This window comes from Trichlorobacter thiogenes, assembly GCF_900167465.1.
Lineage (GTDB): Bacteria > Desulfobacterota > Desulfuromonadia > Geobacterales > Pseudopelobacteraceae > Trichlorobacter > Trichlorobacter thiogenes.
The window spans coordinates 1-19,725 of record NZ_FUWR01000027.1 but is presented as its reverse complement, the minus strand read 5'-3'; the positions used below and the strand labels follow the sequence as shown (position 1 = coordinate 19,725).

The 19,725-nt window shown below is 51.2% G+C and carries 22 protein-coding genes and 1 tRNA gene; 5 read left to right on the top strand and 18 right to left on the bottom strand.

From position 1 onward, the window contains the following. Position 1: 1 nt before the first annotated feature. Complete coding sequence (locus tag B5D39_RS15490; RefSeq protein ID WP_078791370.1) at positions 2-670, bottom strand: succinate dehydrogenase cytochrome b subunit; 669 nt, start codon at positions 668-670, stop codon at positions 2-4. Between the two features lie 335 nt (positions 671-1,005). Here B5D39_RS15490 and B5D39_RS15485 point away from each other — a divergent pair. Next, a tRNA-Leu gene (locus B5D39_RS15485) sits at positions 1,006-1,092 on the top strand. A gap of 132 nt (positions 1,093-1,224) precedes the next feature. Next, positions 1,225-1,527 (top strand): HU family DNA-binding protein, encoded by a 303-nt coding sequence (locus B5D39_RS15480; protein ID WP_078791369.1) that lies wholly within the window; start codon positions 1,225-1,227, stop codon positions 1,525-1,527. Between the two features lie 70 nt (positions 1,528-1,597). On the opposite strand, the gene B5D39_RS15475 is transcribed toward B5D39_RS15480, so the two are convergent. The 8 genes from B5D39_RS15475 to B5D39_RS15440 all read right to left on the bottom strand — a co-directional run bounded on the left by B5D39_RS15475 (position 1,598) and on the right by B5D39_RS15440 (position 7,057). After that, positions 1,598-2,704 carry an NAD(P)-binding domain-containing protein gene (locus B5D39_RS15475; RefSeq protein ID WP_078791368.1) on the bottom strand — a complete coding sequence of 369 codons (1,107 nt, stop codon included), beginning with the start codon at positions 2,702-2,704 and terminating at the stop codon, positions 1,598-1,600. Beyond that, a complete protein-coding gene (yrfG, locus tag B5D39_RS15470; RefSeq protein ID WP_078791367.1) occupies positions 2,694-3,407 on the bottom strand; it encodes a GMP/IMP nucleotidase in 714 nt (237 codons plus the stop codon). Before yrfG ends, B5D39_RS15475 begins: the two co-directional genes overlap by 11 nt. A 92-nt stretch (positions 3,408-3,499) precedes the next feature. After that, positions 3,500-4,996: a DUF3373 domain-containing protein gene (locus B5D39_RS15465; protein WP_078791366.1), complete on the bottom strand. Its 1,497-nt coding sequence runs from the start codon at positions 4,994-4,996 to the stop codon at positions 3,500-3,502. Positions 4,997-5,176: 180 nt separating this feature from the next. Next, the gene (locus B5D39_RS15460; RefSeq protein ID WP_078791365.1) at positions 5,177-5,398 is read right to left on the bottom strand and encodes a DUF1450 domain-containing protein; all 222 of its coding nucleotides are present in this window, start codon (positions 5,396-5,398) and stop codon (positions 5,177-5,179) included. A gap of 3 nt (positions 5,399-5,401) precedes the next feature. Continuing rightward, complete coding sequence (locus tag B5D39_RS15455) at positions 5,402-5,653, bottom strand: BrnA antitoxin family protein (RefSeq protein ID WP_244161432.1); 252 nt, start codon at positions 5,651-5,653, stop codon at positions 5,402-5,404. A gap of 108 nt (positions 5,654-5,761) precedes the next feature. Continuing rightward, complete coding sequence (locus B5D39_RS15450) at positions 5,762-6,130, bottom strand: HVO_A0114 family putative DNA-binding protein (protein WP_078791363.1); 369 nt, start codon at positions 6,128-6,130, stop codon at positions 5,762-5,764. Then, positions 6,120-6,413, bottom strand: coding sequence for a toxin-antitoxin system TumE family protein (locus tag B5D39_RS15445; RefSeq protein WP_078791362.1), 294 nt, complete (start codon positions 6,411-6,413; stop codon positions 6,120-6,122). The genes B5D39_RS15450 and B5D39_RS15445 overlap by 11 nt, the downstream gene beginning before the upstream one ends. Positions 6,414-6,526: 113 nt before the next feature. Beyond that, on the bottom strand, positions 6,527-7,057 hold the full coding sequence (locus B5D39_RS15440) for a ferritin (RefSeq protein WP_078791361.1): 531 nt from the start codon (positions 7,055-7,057) through the stop codon (positions 6,527-6,529). A 129-nt stretch (positions 7,058-7,186) separates the two neighbouring features. Here B5D39_RS15440 and B5D39_RS15435 point away from each other — a divergent pair, with 129 nt between their 5' ends. From B5D39_RS15435 to B5D39_RS15425, 3 genes are read left to right on the top strand one after another with little or no spacing between them, the layout of a single operon-like run. After that, positions 7,187-10,831 carry a DUF748 domain-containing protein gene (locus tag B5D39_RS15435; RefSeq protein ID WP_078791360.1) on the top strand — a complete coding sequence of 1,215 codons (3,645 nt, stop codon included), beginning with the start codon at positions 7,187-7,189 and terminating at the stop codon, positions 10,829-10,831. Beyond that, a complete protein-coding gene (gene mtaB, locus B5D39_RS15430; protein ID WP_078791359.1) occupies positions 10,828-12,141 on the top strand; it encodes a tRNA (N(6)-L-threonylcarbamoyladenosine(37)-C(2))-methylthiotransferase MtaB in 1,314 nt (437 codons plus the stop codon). The genes B5D39_RS15435 and mtaB overlap by 4 nt, the downstream gene beginning before the upstream one ends. A 1-nt stretch (position 12,142) precedes the next feature. Beyond that, positions 12,143-13,099, top strand: a complete 957-nt coding sequence (locus tag B5D39_RS15425) for a chemotaxis protein CheV (protein WP_078791358.1) — start codon at positions 12,143-12,145, stop codon at positions 13,097-13,099. Here the strand turns inward: B5D39_RS15425 and B5D39_RS15420 are convergent. The 9 genes from B5D39_RS15420 to tnpA form a co-directional block, all read right to left on the bottom strand. Beyond that, positions 13,080-13,475, bottom strand: a complete 396-nt coding sequence (locus B5D39_RS15420; RefSeq protein ID WP_078791357.1) for a PaaI family thioesterase — start codon at positions 13,473-13,475, stop codon at positions 13,080-13,082. The genes B5D39_RS15425 and B5D39_RS15420 overlap by 20 nt on opposite strands. Positions 13,476-13,490: 15 nt before the next feature. After that, a complete protein-coding gene (locus tag B5D39_RS15415; RefSeq protein WP_078791356.1) occupies positions 13,491-14,039 on the bottom strand; it encodes a stage III sporulation AC/AD family protein in 549 nt (182 codons plus the stop codon). A gap of 13 nt (positions 14,040-14,052) precedes the next feature. After that, entirely contained in the window at positions 14,053-15,327 is a 1,275-nt protein-coding gene (locus B5D39_RS15410) for a diadenylate cyclase (RefSeq protein WP_078791355.1), read from the bottom strand. Between the two features lie 9 nt (positions 15,328-15,336). Beyond that, positions 15,337-16,158: an NAD+ synthase gene (locus B5D39_RS15405; RefSeq protein WP_078791354.1), complete on the bottom strand. Its 822-nt coding sequence runs from the start codon at positions 16,156-16,158 to the stop codon at positions 15,337-15,339. Continuing rightward, positions 16,158-17,006, bottom strand: a complete 849-nt coding sequence (locus tag B5D39_RS15400) for a nitrilase-related carbon-nitrogen hydrolase (protein ID WP_078791353.1) — start codon at positions 17,004-17,006, stop codon at positions 16,158-16,160. Before B5D39_RS15400 ends, B5D39_RS15405 begins: the two co-directional genes overlap by 1 nt. Before the next feature lie 11 nt (positions 17,007-17,017). Further along, positions 17,018-17,401, bottom strand: a complete 384-nt coding sequence (locus B5D39_RS15395) for a YraN family protein (protein ID WP_078791352.1) — start codon at positions 17,399-17,401, stop codon at positions 17,018-17,020. Beyond that, the gene (locus tag B5D39_RS15390) at positions 17,392-18,948 is read right to left on the bottom strand and encodes an aldehyde ferredoxin oxidoreductase C-terminal domain-containing protein (RefSeq protein WP_078791351.1); all 1,557 of its coding nucleotides are present in this window, start codon (positions 18,946-18,948) and stop codon (positions 17,392-17,394) included. The genes B5D39_RS15395 and B5D39_RS15390 overlap by 10 nt, the downstream gene beginning before the upstream one ends. A gap of 8 nt (positions 18,949-18,956) precedes the next feature. Further along, positions 18,957-19,256 carry a ribosome assembly RNA-binding protein YhbY gene (gene yhbY, locus B5D39_RS15385; protein ID WP_078791350.1) on the bottom strand — a complete coding sequence of 100 codons (300 nt, stop codon included), beginning with the start codon at positions 19,254-19,256 and terminating at the stop codon, positions 18,957-18,959. Positions 19,257-19,464: 208 nt separating this feature from the next. Continuing rightward, a partial coding sequence (gene tnpA / locus B5D39_RS15380; RefSeq protein ID WP_139366746.1) for an IS200/IS605 family transposase occupies positions 19,465-19,725 on the bottom strand: 261 nt, incomplete at its 5' end.

Genomic DNA, 19,725 nt, shown 5'->3' with positions numbered 1-19,725 from the left:
CTTAACCTTTTATAATTCCGAAAAGAATGGACATTGGGATGGCAAGAAACCCTACAAAAAGCACCAGTGCAACCAGGGCACCAGCCTTGGTTATTGTAGGCAGGGTGTTGCCGTTTGCCAGACCAAAAGTTTGGAACAGGCTCTGAATGCCGTGATAGAGGTGCAGAAACAGCACCACCATAGCAACAGCATAGATGCCGGCGCCAGCAATTGATGAGAAGCTGGAAGCCACCATGGCAAATACGTTAAAATGACCAGCAGCATCATTTACCAGGGTCAGGCCAGGAGTTGCGCGGAAGGTGAAATGCAACAGGTGATACACAACAAAAGCCAAAAGAAGCAGACCTGTCCAGATCATGTTTTCACTGGCAAAGGTTGCCTTGCGGGTTGCCTTGACAGCATAGTCAGTAGGACGGCCACCACGGTTTTCAATGGTAAGCTGGATGGCATACACAATGTGTACAACGAACAGCGCCAGCATGATTGCCCTGAAAAGCATGATAATAGGCAATGGCATACTGTGCAGATGCTCAGCGTAGGCATTGATACCGCTAGGGCCTACAAAAATGGTGCTGTTGCCGATAAGATGGACAACAGCAAACAGGACCATACTCAATCCCGTTACTGCCATCACAATCTTTCTGCCGATGGATGTGTTCAGAAATTCCATAAACTCCCTTCCTTTATGATGTAGTGTTGAAGCTCACTGCGTACGCTGCTTGAAAAATCAGGGGGCTGAAGCCATTGCGGTGGTCCCCGCCAGTTCAGCCTGCGATAATGCTGCATTGGAAGCCTCCTTGTGGGGTGTCTACGCTATGTCGCTAAACAGGGTAAAACTAAGTACCAAAGCACCGCGCATACTAAACGCCGTTTTAAGAAATTGCAAGGATTTTATGTATACAGCATGCAATCTAAAACCGCCTGCAGTTTGTCTCAACGAGCAGACCAGAAATGACAAACAAACTAGACAGATCTAAATTCACGTGCTATATACAAAACCCTTTTGCGGGCATGGTGGAATAGGTAGACACAAGAGACTTAAAATCTCTCGGGGGCAACCCTGTGCCGGTTCGAGTCCGGCTGCCCGCACCACCCTTTCTTTTCAAAACACCTCACCAAACAGTCACTAAACCAATTTTATCTCTGCACAACATTTTTTTGTTTTGTTATTAGCCCGCTGTGCTATAAGGCGATTATCTTTTTAAATCTCCACTGGGAGGCTTTATGAAAAAATCTGAACTTGTTGCAAAGATGGCTGAAGGGGCTGGGCTTACCAAGGCGCAGGCTGAAAAGGCATTGGCAAGCTTCATTGCCGGAGTAACCGGCGCGTTGACTGCAGGCGACAAAGTGACCCTGGTGGGGTTCGGCACATTCTCGGCCATTACCCGTAAAGCCCGTACCGGCCGCAATCCACAGACCGGTAAGGCGATCAAGATTGCTGCAAAGACCTCCGGCAAATTTTCTCCCGGTAAATCCCTGAAAGATCTTACTTCCAAAAAAGCAGCCAGTAAGACAAAGAAAAAGTAGTAACCATGATAGACGCAAAAGACCCCGCTTTGACGGGGTCTTTTTTTATCTTGGGTCTGTTCACAGTTAACTATTTTCCCAGTTTGTTCCTGATCGCCTCCACCACATGATACGCATCATTTATTGCCGTATAAATCAGGTTAGGATGCTTCTCTTCCTGGATAGATCCCTCACTGATCTTCATATAGGAAGGTGAAATAGCCCCACCTACCACATACACACCTTTACGGGTTGATTCAAATTCAGCTGAAAGTAGCACCAGACGATCCCCCTCCTTGGCCACCCTGCAGACACCAGCGGTACAGGATATAGTCTGCACCCCCAGCTTATCAAAGATCGGCACCGGCCCCTGGGAACCGATACAGGCGATCACGTTCTGCATGGGAAAGCTCAAGGCATGATACAGATCAATACCATCAGCCTGCTTAAACTCATTGATCCTAATTACCAGACGATCAACCCCCTCGTCATCCACCTCGCCGATACGCGGTGTGGCGCCAGGTAACAGGCGGATATTACCCCCCAGCAGGATTTCCTCCCCCAGACGTTGGGCAGTCTCTTTGTTCACATCAAACTTCTCTGATTTGTGGGCCCAATAGACCGGTTGGGTATCGTTACACTCCCGCTTTGACTTCAGGATTGCGATAACCACATCGGCAGCTGTATTGCCGCCGCCAATCACCAGCGTTTTCACCCCCACATACTTGGTCGGGTCATCCACATTCTTGGCTACCATCTTGGCATCGCCATAGACCGACAGCTCACGGGGAATACTGCTACCAAAGGCCAGCACCACCTTGCGGGCCTTAAAGCGTCCCTTGTCAGTCGTAATGCTCAGAAAATCACGCTCATCCTGAATATTTTCAAAGGCGACTTCAGTACGGATATGCAGGTTTTCATGCTGTACAAAATGCTGCACATACTGCAGATAACTTTCAACCGTTACCGGCTTGTCCGGTGGCCGCAGTTCATCCACCAGAAACGGCTCTGGCGCATCCTTGGGCTTGGAGGCGTAGACCAGCTTTCCCTGAGGATAGGTATTAGCGATTCCTTGGAACGGAGCCTTGCCTGATTCCAACACCAGATAAGACAGGCCATACTTATGACAGAGATACGCGGTAGCCAGACCAGCAGGGCCACCACCGATAATAATGACATCATAGAGTTCAGCAGACATGGTTGGTAATGCCTCCAGAGGGGATGACTCGCACTGCTGATTCTCCAGCAGCCGGAATCAGACGGGTAAAATAATCAAGGGTTGCAAAGCTATCAGAAGCAACCGGCGTACAGGCAGAGCTGTAATGACTGATATAAAACAGGTAGCGGATACCGTATTGCTGCGCTGTCTGCAGGTTGGTTTCGCTATCTTCACCCAACAGGGTACGTGCTGGATCATAGCTAACAAACCGCTGCAGTTCTGCCCAGAAGCGGTTATCCTCTTTGGGTAGGCCAACCTGATGGGCAGAGATGATACCATCAAACCACTGCCCGATTCTGGTCTTTTTCAGTTTGATATCCAAGGTCTTGCCATGGGCATTGGTTACCAGCCAAAGCTGTTTATTGTGCTGATTGCAATAAGCTAGAAACTCAATTACGCCAGGATGCACGGCAATCAGATGTTCAACTTCCAGCTTTAGCATAGGGATATCAAGACCAAGACGATCAGACCAGTAATCAAGGTCAGTCCAGTTAAGGGTACGCTCCTGGGAACGGAACAAAGCGTGCAGCTGCTCCCGTGCCTGCTTGGGCGAGACATTATGCTTAGCAGCCCAACGCTTGGGCACATGCTCCAGCCAGAAATGATCATCAAAATGACGATCCAGCAGAGTGCCGTCCATGTCCAGCAACACGGTATCTATAGTGTACCAATCAACAATCATGGTTTGTTTATACACCTGATTTGTAAAAATAAAAAGGGCAGACCCGAAGGCCTGCCCTTTTCCGCATGAAGGTTTACAGCTACTACAATAGACTAGAAGTGAACTTCGAAGGTACCGTAGATGTTCTGCGCATGCTCAACAGCAGGTCCTGTCAACATAGTAGCAGGAGTTACGTCCTTAATTGCAATAGCAGCTCCCATCCAGTTGTTGCTGCCAGTGTACTCAAACTTATAGTACTGGTAACCAAGCTTAAAGAACGCCTTGGCAAAAGCAGAAGAGATCGGCTTCAGATCAAGCTCTTGAATAACATACGGCTCAAATACATGGCCGCGAGTACCAACCTTGGCAGTAAACATGTCGTCAGCAGCAGGTGCAAAGGTGATCCAGTTCTTGGAACCGTAGTTATACTCAAAGCCCAGCTTGGTACGGCTAGGCAGGTCATAGCGAACACCAGTATAAATTGCATAACCGGTAGTGTCATGCTTATCAGGAGGGTTACCTAACATAATAAGATTAGGATCTCCATAGCCTAGCCCCATCATACCCATAATGCCTTTACCATTCGGACGCATAACGCTCATACCAAAATCTGCAAAAGCGTTCAGATTGCCAGGGCCAACATTTTTGAGGGTAGTCATGGCGCCAGCACCAAACCAGTCAATATCACCAACGTTTACCCGGGCAAACGGCATGTTAATACTCTCAGGGTTACTGAAAATATTATAACCACGGTTCCACTGCAACCATACCCGCAGCGGATCAGTATCAACCGGAATCACTGCCACACCCAGCATGTCAGTGTCTTTAAGATCGTTATGGGCACCAAAACTATCTTTATTGTAACCAGCATCAAAACCACGACCATAGCAAACCTTGGCATAGAAACCGGGTAGGAAGTCAATATCAGGTGCATAGCCCAGAGTCATACCATCAAAAGCATAATCAACTAACAGGGCCGGTGTACCACCATTACCTGGACGCTCACGATCAGCCTTCAAGTTGGTAGGAGCACCATCTGTAGAAGGACGACGACCAACCGAGAACCAGACCGGTTGATCAGCGATATTGCTCCAGGTTGCATAGGCGCGATCCACATTCAGAAGACTACTTGACGGAACGTGGCCAATAGTACCATCCATGATAGCAGTGCGGTCAGAGAAGAAACCTGCATTAACAGCAGCATCAGACTCTGACCCAAAGGTCTTGTACATATTAAGACGAACGTTAACCGTTACATCCTTGGTTGCCTTGGCCTTCAGGTCAAGACCTAAACGGTTAGTATACAACAGGTTGTTTTGATACTTATAACCTGCAACTGGCGCAGGGAAACCACCACCCAACATTGGACGCATATCGGTATAATCTTTTACAGCTGCCTGCAGGTTATCTACACGAAAACGGTAGTCACCACTAATGGTCAACCACTTACCCAGGGACTTGTCTTCAATACGCTGAACCTGACCCTTCAGGTCTTCCATCTGCTGGGACAGCTTGTCAATCTTGACCTGCAGGTCATCTGCAGCCATGGCGCCAGCCGGGATGGCCAGTGCAAGTACGGTGGACAACAACAGCTTGTTTACTTTACGCATGCATCTTCTCCTTTTGGTGGGATGAATACTGCTGGTGGACGTTGCCTACTCCTGAATCCAGATCAGCATCTTCTATATCATGACAACAAAACGACGTGACCATACACAAATCTTTACCCAACTGCAACAATTTATCATTTATATTCAAGTATTTGAATATAGGCATACTACTTATTTCAATCAGGTTTTTTCTTCAATTAATTGCTTCAAAAACGGCAATAACTCACCAGAATCAGACGCCTTAATCAGGTATTTATTTGCTATTGCGAACGGTTCTCGCCTGCAAACCTTGCACTGCTTTGCACATTTTTTAATTTTAATATTCAGCCCTGCAAACTGTTCCTCCAGCTGTTTGGCCAGTTTTTCTGCTCCCTGGTTGTGCTCACAGAGCCGGATTTTCATTACTCACGCAGCCTTACGCGGTTGCCCTTGTTGCTTCATAACCTGACGCAGGATTGCATTTGCACGGCTTTGATACCCTTTGCCGCCGTTCTTTAACCAAGACACAACATCTGCATCCAGACGAATGGTGATGGTCTGTTTCACAGGGCGATAAAATTTATCAATCACCGTTTCATTCCAGTTATCAAGTTCAGGAGTGTCAGAGCAATCAATCTCGGTATCAGGCAAGCTGACCAGGTTTTTTAATTCATCCAACTGTTCTGCTGTCAGCTCGACAGCATGCTGCCTGCGCACGACTGTCTGTCTTTCAGATCCCTTCTTCATAACGCCTTCTTTCGTAAGGTGTGGCTTGCCATTCCACACCTATACTGCCAATTCCACCATGATTTTATCATACCGCAAGTGAGGGGCCTTGCTCTTACCGACTTGAGAAACCTCAAGCAGACCAAGGTTTATAAGAGCCCTAACATCCTCGGATACATTTTTGATATTTCTGCCGGTCAAGCCAGCCAAGCAACTAATAGAATCAGGATTATTCTTACGGATCATCTTCAGCAAAGCAAATCGTTGGGGGGTCATGGCCTTTCTAAATGCTTCAAAATCAGTGAAGTAAATCCCTTCAGGCTTAGGCCTTACCTGTTCACCACTCTGGAGGGCTTTGAAGGTGTCAGCAAAATCCTTGAGGCCTTCCCGTAGAGATTTGATTCCCATAGTAACGTTTTTAGCTTTCATATTTGCTCCTGGTATACGCTTCAACATCGTTGGCAAAATCATCAACCAAGCTATCTACATCCTTAAACTGGTAAGACTCCTGTCCACCGTTTATATGTTTGTGATCGCCCTTACCACGTTCGTTATCGTAACCGATTACACGCTCACCACAAACGATATAGACCAGTGAGTATTTTACCCCACATGGTGTATGCTCTGATCTTGGTACAGACCACACCTTCATTTCAATAAGATTGCCAAATGTATCATTGAAACGATCATGCCGAATAAGTGTCGCCTTCATGTTTGGTATAATACACCATACATGGCATTTTGTCTATGATGCCTCATCATGTACCTCCAGGTTTGCATGACATACATCCAACACTCCAGATTAAGCCCTGGGGAAAGAAGGACCTACGCCACCGGAAACGGTGCTGCACCACCAGGAGGGGCGACAAAGACCCGTGTGCCCAGATCACCATCGATCATCAAGATACCGTGACCATTGCTGCCCACCAGTTTCAGTTTGGCAATAATGTCGCGGTCATTGTTTTCTTCTTCAATCTGCTCGGTGATGAACCACTGCAGAAAAATCTGGGAGGCGTGGTCTTTCTCCTTTACGGCCAGTTCAGCCAGATCATTGATCCGGCCGGTTACAATCTGCTCATGGGCCAGGGTCTTTTCCATCATATCCAACAGAGATTTGTACTTGTTGGGTACCGCCTTGCTGGCAGTCAGGGTGATGTTGATCCCCTGGTCAACCAGATAGTTGAAGAATTTCATAAAGTGGGTCATCTCTTCCTGATACTGCACCATGAACCAGGTGGCAGCCCCTTTCAGCCCCATTTCATTGGCGGCTGATGACATGGAAAGGTAGATGTTAGCGGAGTACAGTTCAAAGTTCATGTGATTGTTCAGGGCATCTGCCATGGTTTTGCTGATCATTGGGAAGAACCTCCTAAATCTTATTTTTTGTGAGTATACTGCACTAATGCCCGATTTCAAGCAGGCTGATGCTGTCAGGCTGCTAAAAGTGGTGTATAGTTGTGCTCAGCAATACTGAAGGAGGGGACCATGAGCCTGCACAACCTGCTGGAATGGTTAAAACAACATCGGAAAAAGGTAGCTATCTGGAGCGGCAGCCTTTTTGTCGCCTGTATCCTGTTCGCAACCCTGGTTCTGCCGGTTATCATCAAATCCCAGGCAGAAAAAGGGATTTTGCAGGCAACTGGCCGTGTTGCCAGCATTGAAAAAGTATGCTTTAACCCCTTTGGTATGACAGCATCCCTGCAGGGGTTTAAACTGTTTGAGCCTGATGCAAAGACCCCCTTTGTCCAACTGGGCAGTTTACGGGTATCGCTTTCCAGCAGTAGCCTGTTCAGGTTTGCGCCGGTGGTGGATGAGCTAAGCCTTGATAAGCTGCAGGTTAGTCTGGTGCGTACGGCTGCCAATCGTTACAACTTTTCTGATATCCTTGATCGATTGGCTGCTCAGCCCAAACCTAAAAAAGAAAAAAGCAGCACGCCCCGTTTTTCAATCAACAACATCTCGCTTCAGGGTAGCAGTATCGACTTTGAAGATCGAGCCGTCAGTGGTAGCAAAAAGCATACGGTACGTGATCTGCAGTTGGCCATTCCGTTTATCAGCACCATCCCCTATCTGGCAGAACAGTATACCGACCCCAAATTCTCAGCCGTCATTAACGGTGCCAAATTCAGCTTTAACGGCAAATCAAAACCTTTGGCCAAGTCAATGGAGACCAACCTAAACCTGAAATTGACTGACCTGAACCTGCCCTATTACCTATCGTACGTTCCTGCTCAGGTGCCCGTAAAACTAGACAGCGGCAAACTGAGTCTTGATCTAGCCCTAACCTACCGCATTCACCAGAACAAAAAACCGGAATTGACCATTAAAGGCCTGACGCGGTTTGATGAGATCAGCATTAAGGAAAAGAATAATGCTAGCCTGGCCTCATTCAAGCGATTTGATGTTGTATCAAAAGAGATTGAGCTGTTTAGCCGCAAGATACTGCTGCAACAGGTGGCCCTTGATGGCCTGTCTGTGCAGATTGAACGCGATAACGCAGGCAAGCTGAATTTCCAGCGCTTGCTGCCAGCAGAACCTGCAGCGACCAAGACTGTTAAAAAGCAGACAAAAAAGGAAGATTCCCCTCCCCTGCAACTGATGATTGAAAACCTGGCCCTGACAGGCGGAACAGTTTTATTTCATGATAAACAGCCTGCTGGCGGATTTAAAAGCCAGCTCCAGGCAATCACAATCAAGCTCAGCAACCTTTCCACCGCAACCAATGCCCAAAGCAGCTATGAGATCTCTTTTAATGGGGATAGTGCTGAAAAGTTTGCCGCCTCAGGCACCGCAGCACTTTCACCGGTCAGCGCAACAAGTCAGTTTAGTCTGAGCGACATCAAATTACAGCGTGGCTGGCCTTATCTTCAAGGCCTGTTGACCGCGCCGGTGAAAGGCAACCTGTCACTTGAAGGCAAGGCCGCTTTTACCGCACAGGATGGAGCATCGGTTCAGGATCTGGCTGTGCATCTGAAGGATCTCATTGCAGAGTATGGTGACAAAGACAGCACCAGACTTGGCAGCCTTGATCTGACCGGCATCTCCTTTAGCCAGAAAGAGAACAAGGCTGTAGTTGACGAGATCAAACTGGCAGGCGGCAAGATCAAGCTCTCACGTGAGGCCGATGGTAAACTATCGGCGCTTTCACTGCTGAAACAACCAGCCTCAAGCAACGCCAAACCGGTCAAGCCAGAACCAAAAGTTGTCAAAGCAGCAGCCAAGGCTGATCAGAAGCCACTTACCTGGCAGGTCAAAAAAATCAACGTAACCGGGCTTTCCACCAGCTTTGCTGATAAACAGTTCAGCGAGCCTCCGGTCTTTACCCTCTCAAACATCCGCCTGAGCACCGGCAACCTGACCGGGCCGACCTTTTCAGCCATGCCGCTGCAGTTCAGCAGCATTTTTGGCAAAAATGCACCGATCAAGGTATCTGGCACGGTCACCCCGCTGCCGTTCAAGTTTAACGGCACCACCAGCTTTGCCAAGCTGCCGATCCAGGATTTTGAAAGCTACATTCCTGAAAACGTTAATCTCTTTGTACTGGGCGGCACCCTGGACAGTAACATGAAGATTAATCTGGCGCTGGACAAAGACAACAAGCCGGTCGGCAGTTTCAGCGGTAGCGCCGGGGTGCGTGGCTTTCATACGGTTGATTCGGTGCAGGAAGAAGACCTGCTAAAGTGGGAAAGCCTGCAACTTGACCAGATCAGCGGCAACCTGGCCCCCTTCTCACTGGGAATCCGCCAGATTGCGCTAAATGGCGTCTATTCACGCATTGCTGTCCGTAAAGACGGCACCCTGAATCTGCAGAATCTGGTAACCAAAGAACAACAGCAGAAACCGCAGCCAGTTACAGCTACGGCTACACAGGCTGCGGTTACATCTGTACCTACGACGACTGCCCCCCCGCAACCTTCGCAGAAAGCGCAGATAAAAGTTGATACCCTGACCGTGCAGGACGGCACCATCGCCTTCAGCGATGTCCACCTGCCCCAGCAGTTCCGCAGTACCTTCCATAATCTGGGGGGACGGGTCAGCGGCCTGTCGTCCGACATGAACACCAGGGCAGAGGTGGATCTGCGCGGCAATCTGGAAAGCCATTCGCCTCTGCAAATCACCGGTACAGTCAACCCGTTGCGGGATGATCTGTTTGTGGACCTAACCATCTCATTTAAGGATATTGAACTGTCCCCTGCCACCCCGTATTCCGGCACCTATCTGGGCTACGAGATCGACAAGGGCAAGCTGTTTCTTGACCTGAAGTATCATATCGAAAACAAACAGCTGCAGGCCTCCAACAAGGTATTTGTTGATCAGTTTACCTTTGGCAAGTCAGTTGACAGTGCCAAAGCGACCAAACTACCGGTTCGGCTTGGCATCGCTTTGTTAAAGGACCGTAACGGCCAGATCAACCTTGATCTGCCGGTAAGCGGCAGGACCGATGATCCCAAGTTCAGTATCTGGGGTGTGGTCTGGCAGGTGGTGGCCAACCTGTTTATCAAGGCAGCCACCTCTCCCTTTGCTCTACTCTCTTCCATGATGGGCTCCAGTGAAGACCTGAGCAGTGTGACCTTTGCCCCTGGCTCAGCGATCCTGACCTCTGCAGAAGAAAAGAAGCTGGAAACCCTGGCCTCTGCCCTCAGTCAGCGCCCCGGCCTGAAGATTGAGCTGGCCGGTTTTATTGACAAACAGCGCGATCCTGAGGGATATCGCTCAGAACTGCTGTTGCAGAAAATGCGGCAGGAAAAATATCTTGAACTGGCCAAGAGCCGTCAAACCAAAGAGGGGGATGATGCAGAGAAGATGGTCATCCAGCCAGCTGAGTATTCACGCTATCTGAAGGCGGTCTATCTGAAGGAGAAGTTCCCCAAACCGCGCAACCTGATCGGCATGATCAAAGATCTGCCTGATGCCGAGATGAAGAAGCTGATCATTGCCAACACCACGGTGGGTGACCAGGAACTGCAACAACTGGCTGCTCGACGGGCTGCCGCTGTCCGGCAACACCTGATTAACAAAGGCAAGCTGGAATCTCAGCGGATTTTCCAGAAACAGGATAACATCCTGAAACCGCCTAAACAGGAAACTGCCCCTGCCAGCCGGGTGGAACTGAATCCGATTGCATCATGACCAATACTGAACCAGAACATGCAAAACGGTTTGCCATAGCCACCCTGGGCTGTAAGGTAAACCAGTTTGAAACAGCAGACATGATTGAACAACTACAGTCTGATGGCTGGCAACTGGTGTCGTTTAGTGCCGAGGCAGACCTGTACCTGATCAACAGCTGCACGGTCACTGCCCGTAGCGATGCAGAATCACGACGTTTGATCCGTCGCGCCCGACGCGCCAACCCGAACGCCAGGGTGGTTGCCACAGGTTGCTATGCCCAGGTAGCGCCTATGGATCTTCAAGCCCTGCCTGAACTGAATCTGGTGTTGGGTAATGAAGAAAAACATGAACTTGTATTGCATTTGGAACAGGGGAAACATCAGATTACTGATCTGACCAGCCTCAAGGCAAGCGGACCTTTGCGTCTGACCAGTTTTAGCGAGCACACCCGCGCCTTTCTTCAGATCCAGAACGGCTGCGAAACAGGCTGCAGCTACTGCATTGTACCGATCGCCCGGGGGCCAAGCCGGTCCGTCCCCCCCAAAGAAGTGGCAGAAGCGGTGAGCAGACTGGTTGCGTCCGGGCATCAGGAGGTGGTTCTAACCGGTATCCATATGGGGGCCTATGGGCTTGACCTGTCTCCACGAAACAGCCTGACTGAGCTCGTGCAGCTATTGGAAGAACAAAACGCAATCCCCCGTCTGCGCCTTGGCTCCATTGAACCCAATGAGCTGACAGACCAGCTGCTGGCCCTGTTCAAAGACTCAACACAGCTCTGTCATCACCTGCATATTCCGCTGCAAAGTGGCTCTGACAGCGTGCTGCAAAGGATGGGACGCAGCTATGACACCGGTTTCTATGGCAACCGGATAGCAACTGCGGCTCAGTTGTTTCCTGATGCCTTTATCGCTGCAGACCTGATTGCCGGCTTCCCCGGTGAAACAGAGCAGGAATTTGCAGAGACCTGCGCCTTTGTGGCATCGCTGCCCCTGGCTGATCTGCATGTCTTTCCCTACTCCATCCGCCCCGGCACCAGAGCTGCAGCCATGCCTGGGCACCTGAAACCGACGGTTATCAAAGAACGGGCTGAACAGTTGCGTACCCTTGCAACTGAGAAACGGTCTGCCTTTCAGCAGCAGTTCATTGGCAAATCGTTACAGGTGTTAGGACAACGCCACAACCCAGCCAATGGTCTTATGACCGGGCTTTCACGTAACTATCTGGAGGTCTGCTATCCGGCCACCCCATCGTTACTGAACCATGAAGTTACTGTGCATGTCGATTATCTGCACAACAACTATTTGCACGGCATCTGTGAAGGAGTCTGACATGGCTACAGCAACATCCCTTGATGAAGCCCTGAAGCGTACCAACCTCTCCCGCTCAAACCAGATGGAGATGCTGACCTTCCGCTTAAGTGACGGCCAGCTCTACGGCATCAATGTCTTTAAGATCATTGAAATCCTTGAGAGCCCAAACCGGTTTGACCGGATGCCCCACGCCAACCAGGCGGTGAAAGGGGCGGTTGATTTCAGGGGCAAGCCGATTGTTGCCATTGATCTTTCAGAAGCGCTTGGCATGGAACCGGTGCCGTTTGACCGGCAACTGGCCTACCTGATTATTTGCGAATATAGCCAACAGCTGAACGCCTTTATTGTGGCCTCGCCGGAGACCCTGATTACCCGAGGCTGGGATGAGATTCATAAACCGGATGGCATTCAGGCCCGTTCGCTGGTGGCTATTGCCTACAGCGACACCGGTGAAACCATTCTACTGCTGGATATTGAAGGGATTCTTGCTGATTTAATGGGATATGAAGCAGAGGTGACAGATGAGCTTGCCAGCCGTGGTGCTGCGCTGAAAAACCGGAAAGTCCTGCTGGTGGATGATTCACGTACCGCCTTGGCCATGATGCAGCAGACCTTGAACCATCTGGGCATGACGCACAGTTCACAATCATCTGCTGTACAGGCATTGGCCTGGCTTGAAGAACGGGATCAGCAGGGAGAACCGGCCTTTGATCTGATTATTTCTGATATTGAAATGCCGGGGATGGATGGCTTTACCTTTACCCGCAACCTGCGGAGTATGCCATCCTACGAGAAGACCAAGATTATCTTACATAGTTCCATGAGCAACCCCACCAATCGCCTGAAGGCAGAAGAGGCAGGGGCTGACGACTTTGTTGCAAAGTTTGCCCCCAACGAACTGGCAGAGCATATTTTACAGGTCCTGGAGCTGGAACTGTCTGACGATGACTTTTTTATTACCCCAGGCGAAACATAACCACTTCTGCCTCAGCCACCACTTGCCCATCCAGCTCTGCCCTGCCTTTGGCATCCACCAGACGGCGGCGTTTGCCGGTCACCTCACCGACAACCCTGATGGTTGACCCGGTAGGAACCGGCGCACGGTAACGCAGCTTCAGTTCACTGGTTACCACCTGCATGCCACTACCCATACAGGCCTGGGCGCAGATTTCATCCAGCAAGGCAGAGATGATCCCGCCATGGGTAATCCCCTGCCAGCCCTGAAAATGCTCCGGGATCTGTACCGTGGTTTCAGCCCTCCGCTGTTCAGGATCGATGATGAATTGAGCCTTCAGCCCGATCGGGTTATCTTTACCGCAGATAAAGCAGCGGCCATCGTCAATAACATCCATAGGGAAACCTTTCGCTTACTGTTGCACCTGCTGCATCATCTCATCAACCTTTTCAGACAGTGTTTTAAGCGGTTTCTTGTCACGTTCTTCCTGTTCCTTTATCTCTGTTTGGATTTGCTGTTTCTTTGCCTGCAGGGCACCAGTAGCCGACCGCACAAGATCAAAATTTAAAGGTATAAACAGAAACAATACAATAATCACTGAAAAGACCTGAATTCTGAACCCGTACTCAAGGCGACCTGACTGCCTGACCCGCTGTGCGATAAAAATCCCGATAGCCAACAAGCATAACAACACCAGCCAGTTGAACCGAAAGGTAAAATCAGTCTTTTTAATCTCCTGCACCGAGCCTGAAACGTTTTCTTTAGTCTTTGTAATCGGTGTGGCACGTTTGCCATTAACCACAACAACTACGTGAGAATGGTACTGTGCAGGTACATTTTCCAAGCCGTCCGCATAACAGGTATTGCCATTACCGTCCAGATAGCGATAGGTAGTGGCATACAGATCAGAATGCATACCGGCCACAAACAACAAAAAGGCTAATACCAGCAAAAACCTCATATTCACCCTCCAACTACCCAAATCGATAAATTAGCTTGCCATCCTGATACAGCTCAATCGGCCCGTCCTGCGACACCTTGATCACCTTGCCAAAGAAGGAGGCGGCAATGGCGGCAGTGGTCCGTCCACCGCCGGTGACCATCTCTCTGGCATGGGAGGTGTCAATTATAAAGCCGGTCTCCAGCAGCTTGCCCTTGTTATCCAGCACGGTCAGGCCATCTGAAGAAAGTATCCGCAGCAGGATGCCGGACTGTTTCAACTGGGCAATGGTCTGACCCTTGACTTGGCTGATCAATAACCTGCCGATCGGATCATCACCACCCACCGAGCCTTTTTTAAGGGTTGCCAGGTGGCGCGGTGTACCGGCATGGATCAGGATTACCGTACCGTGGCGCTGTTTTGAGACCGCATACAGCGTCCAGAGCAAGTCATCCACCGCCTCATTATCAATACTGTCGGCCAGGAAAGAACGGAAGATATCCGGGTCAAAGATAACCCAGGCACCTTTGCGCCGGATCAGCAGTTTGGCCGGGCTGATCAGCACCTCAATCTCTGACACTTCGTTAACGGTAATGGCAAAGGCACCACTACCGCTGCGCCTGACTAGAGAGAACAGCTCCCGCTGGGTAAGACGCTCAATATCGGTCTGACCACAGACACCAGCTGTCCGCAGCACGCCAACCACCTGCATCTGGATCGTGGCAACAAAGAACAGGTTGTTGCCGTCAATAAAACGGTAGGCCAGCGGGTTGTCCAGAAAGGTGGGGGTTACGCTTTGATGGGGTTGCAGCGGGATCAGGGTATGGCTGCGATCCTTGATGGTCTTGCGCAAGGCAGGCTCGGTGGTCCGGTGCACCAGAAAACCGGTGGTGGCCGGCTTGCCCTCATAACGCTGATAGGAAAGATTTTTCAAGAGCTGAATCAACTGCTGGATCGGCCAGAACCCTTTGCTGCGGTCACCCCGCAAAAACCGGGCAACCGTGATATCCATAATGGATGCCAGCAACGCAGTGCGGAAGTGGGCAGCATATCCTTCCAGCTTAAACCCGCTGTAGAGCCCGGAAAAGGCGGTTAACAGCTCACGGCAGAACTGAATCTCTGTCTTGGTAAAGGGCAGCCCCTGCCTGACAGCAGAAAAGCTGTACGACTTGCCTTCAATGGCCACCGGTTGCAGCAGCCTGCCCTCCCCTGTCTTTGTCTCATCCTCGCCAGCACGCAGATCAACGGTAGCTCGCCCCAAAAGGGTGCTGATGGTGGGTCTGATGGCATCAAAGACATTCAGCGGCATGATTTACTCCTATTTACCCCAATCGCGGGAGTAACGGAAATCACGATCTATGGTACGGCCAGAGACCTTGGCGATTACCGGTAGACGGCGTTTAAAGTGAGAGTTCTGTACCTTGCCATAGATACTGTTGATAAACTCCGGCTTGAATCCGGCAGCAACCAGTTCAGTGGTATCAGCCCGTTGATCCACCATCCGGTAGAGTAGTTCATCCACCTCGCGGTAGGTAAAGCCCAGTTCTTCTTCATCGGTCTGACCTGCCCAGAGATCAGCCGATGGCTTTTTTTCAATCACCGGCTTGGGCACCCCCACCTCTTCTGACAGCTGCCAGACCTGGGTCTTGTACAGGTCACCAATCGGGTTAAGGGCAGAGGCCATGTCACCATACAGGGTTCCGTAGCCCAACAGCAGTTCGGTCTTGTTGCTGGTACCCAGCACCAGCCCACCATACAGGGCAGAATGATCAAACAGGATCGTCATCCGCTCACGGGCCATCTTGTTGCCGCGACGCATGTTGTTGGCATCAGGAAACTGGTCAAAGTAGGCATCCACCATCGGCGTAATCCCCACCACGCTGAACTGTACGCCGCTGGCCTCGGCCACCAGCCGGGCATGGGCCTCTGATTCAGGGTTGCTGGTCTTGTACGGCATGCAGATGGCATGGACATTCTCAGGCCCCAGCGCCTCGGCAGCCAGATGACAGACCAGAGCAGAATCAATCCCGCCAGACAGCCCCAGCACCGCTTTTTTTGCGCCAACCTTCCAGATCTCATCCTGCAGGAATCCAACCAGCATGCGACGCACCAGTTTGGTGTTGATGTTCAGACGGGACATCAGCAGCTCCTTTCCTGATCAATCCTGCTCAGTTCCCGCAGGGTGATACAGAGGTTTTCATCACGTACCAGGGGAGAACTGATCCGCTCCCGCCGTAGCTCAGCATCGGTAAGCGAAACCAGCAGGGTTGCAGGATCAAACTCAGGCGCAGCAGCAACGATCTCCCCTGAAGGAGCAACAACATGCGAACCACCCCAGAACCCGACCCCATCTTCATACCCCACCCGGTTGACATAGATCACCCGACAGGTCAGAAAACGGGCTGTTGAGGTGGTCAGGTTGCGCCAGGCAGTGGCCGTGCCCAGGGTCTGATCATCCACCCCGCGACCAGGGCTGCTGGAAAGGCAGACCAGGGTAGTTGCGCCATCCATGGCCAGCAGATACGGGGCAGAGAGGTGCCACATATCCTCACAGACCAACAGGCCGATCCTGCCAAACTTTGTGTCAAAGGCACGGAAGCGATCACCACGGCCAAGGTAGCGCTGTTCATCAAACAGACCATAGGTGGGCAGATAGACCTTGCGGTGCAGATGCTTCAACTCACCATCCTCAAACCAGGCAGCACTGTTGTAAAACTGAAAATCAGCGGTCACCTCCACAAAACCGACCGCAATGCTGATCCTTTTGGATAGCTCCTTCAGGGCGGCTATTTCCGAACTGTCCAGGGTCAGGGCCACTTCCGGCACCAAATCCTTCAGGAAATAGCCGGTTAAGGCCAGCTCCGGCAGCACTGCCAGATCAGCCTTTTGGGCAATAGCCTGTTCCACCTGTTCCTGAATCAGGGCCAGGTTGTCAGCCACCCGGCCAAGCTTTGGTTTTATCTGCAGTAGGGCAACACTAAAATCCATCTCATACTCCTCTAATAGGCAAGGTCAAAGGCGTTGGGTATATGCTCAATGGTCGGCTCGCTGCCATCTTGCAGCAAAACAGCAATCACGTCAAACCGTGCCGAACATCCGTGCAGCCTATTTTTTGAAAGCCAGGCCAGGGCACCTTTACTGATCTGGTGCTGCTTGCGCCCGGTAACCGCCAGCTGCGGCAGACCATAGGCCAGACTGCGGCGGGTCTTGACCTCCACAAAGGCGATGCAGCCCTGTCGGTCCTTGGCCACAATATCCACCTCACCGCCACGACTGCGGAAGTTGCGTTCAAGAATACGATAGCCCTGCTTAACAAGATACTCAGCTGCAGTTTGTTCGCCCAGAGCGCCAACCGCCTGATTACGCTGGCCGATCAAAGGCATTGTGCTGCCCTGATCCGACCATAGGCTGCCAGCTCCTGTTCAAAGCGTTGTTGATCAAGTGGCGCCAGTCCATTGGCAGATTCTGTAAAGAACCGTTGCGGCAGGCTATCATCTGCAGCAGTAAAACCGCACTGTTGGTTAAACAACCGTTCCTGCTGGACCGTACAACGCCCGATCCTGAGCAGGTCAGCAGTAAAGTAGCTCTGACCGGTTACTGCAGCCAACAGGGCTGCCAACTCTTCCAGTTCAACCGCAGCAGAGGCAAAGCGGCAGAGTGACAGACAATCCACCGCAGCGTTGGCATCTTCAAACATGGCAATCACCCGGGCCTTGCCATCAAAGGAAAAACGGTCAGTGGGAACCGGCTTGCGCAGAATCTCCGAGGCGATTGGCCAGGCAGATAGATGGCTGCCACCATGGGGTGAAGTGGCATAGGCCAGGGCCAGACCGGTTGAGGCACGGGGATCATAGGGAGGCAGCTCAAGTCCTTTAACCGTCAGGCTTGCCTCCCTGCTGCCAGCTGCCATTTCAGTGGCGTAGGAAATTGGATCAACGCCCTGATCATGGCACTGCTCGCACAGTTCAACAATCTGCTCCAGACTGTCGATGCCACACAGACCACCAAAGGCTGCCAGTTGATCATAGTCAGGCAGCTCTGTCCCATCTGAGGCGACCCGTTTGCACGCCACGAGGCAGTCATGGCAGCCGCCAGGTTCAGGATGATACTGCTGTTGCAGGGCATAGGCGTTCCAACGGGTTTCATCCCCTTCAAACGAATAAAAATTTCTGCCCGGCAGCATACCGCGCTGTTTAAGGAGATCAACCAATGCGACCGTGCCATGTTCCCGAATACCCAATGGCCCCAGCAGAAACGGCGAAGCACGAAACAGCCGCATCAGGTCTTCCAACGCCTTATCAAAACCGGCCTGATCAGCAATTGCCACTGTTGCCGGACCGGTTTTCAGCACAATCCCTTTCAGCCTTTTACTGCCCATGACTGCACCAAAACCACCACGGCTGAACGGCTCGCCATTGCTGGTCTCGATTAAGCCATACTGCTGCATCTGCTCTCCAGCCGGGCCGATTACTGCAGCCACACCATCCAGCCCTGCCAGAGAGGCCTGACACCCCTGCCCCCAAAGCTGGTCAGCAGGCAACAGACGTTCACCATTACTATTGATCTCCAGCAGACAAGGGCTGGCTGCCCTGCCCTGCACCAAAAGCGCGACCAGACCTGCTCCCAGCAGACAGGGCCCCAGAGGGCCACCACTGCTACTACTGAAGATGGTGTTGGTAAGCGGAGAACGACCGGTCAGCACACAACGGGAGGACATTGGTAGCGACGTGCCGCACAAAGGTCCGATGGTCAGCACCAGCGGCATTTCAGGGCTGAACGGATCAAGACCGGCATACTCCTGCAATAAAGCAGTGCCCAGGCCACGCCCCCCCAGATGCTGCTGCTGCAGCTGCGGGTCTACTGGTTCCCGTACACAGCTGCCGGTTGTCAAATCAACCCGCAGCAGATATCCGGCTGAAACAGGTGCCACGAACCAGTCTACTCCTGACCGGTGGGCAGTGAAATAACCGGCTTCACTGCAGCCCGGTACAACAGGAAGGTCTTGCCCAGCACCTGGGCAACATCTGAGCCGGTGGCCTCTGACAGCGCCTCTGCTGCCTCATGACGATCAAGCATACAATTTTCCAACACCTTTACCTTGATCAGTTCATGATACGCCAGCGCTGCCTCGGTTTCAGCGATCAAGGCCTCATCAACCTCTTTTTTCCCGATCAGGATAATCGGCTTCAGGCCATGCCCCAAACCACGCAGATGACGTTTTTGTTTTCCAGTTAACATAGTAAACACGATCCTTTCGTACTCAGACATCAAGGTTTATCGATATAGCACACCCCGCAAGCTCGGCACCAGCAGAATCCTGCATGATCTAACCGGCTTTTGCCAAAGAGTGTGTACATTTATTGACAATTGTGCTACAAAAACTCCGTTTATCGTAAGTCATGACCACCGGCAGAGCCGGTGGCTTGAGGAAAGCCCCTAAAAGGGGCTAAGGGTTTTGGGTGAAGTCCAACTCCTCTTGTTTGTCCAGATGTTCTTGATCTCTTACATACGCCCGGATCATTTCTTCATCCAGGCCGATAGTGCTGGCACAGTAACCACGTGACCAAAAGTGCCGACCGATAAAACCTTTCTTGACCCCTTCGGCCTTACGGTGAATATGAATTGCCGACTTGCCTTTCAAATACCCTATCACCATCGAAACACTGTACTTCGGTGGAATACTCAACACCAGATGGATGTGGTCAGG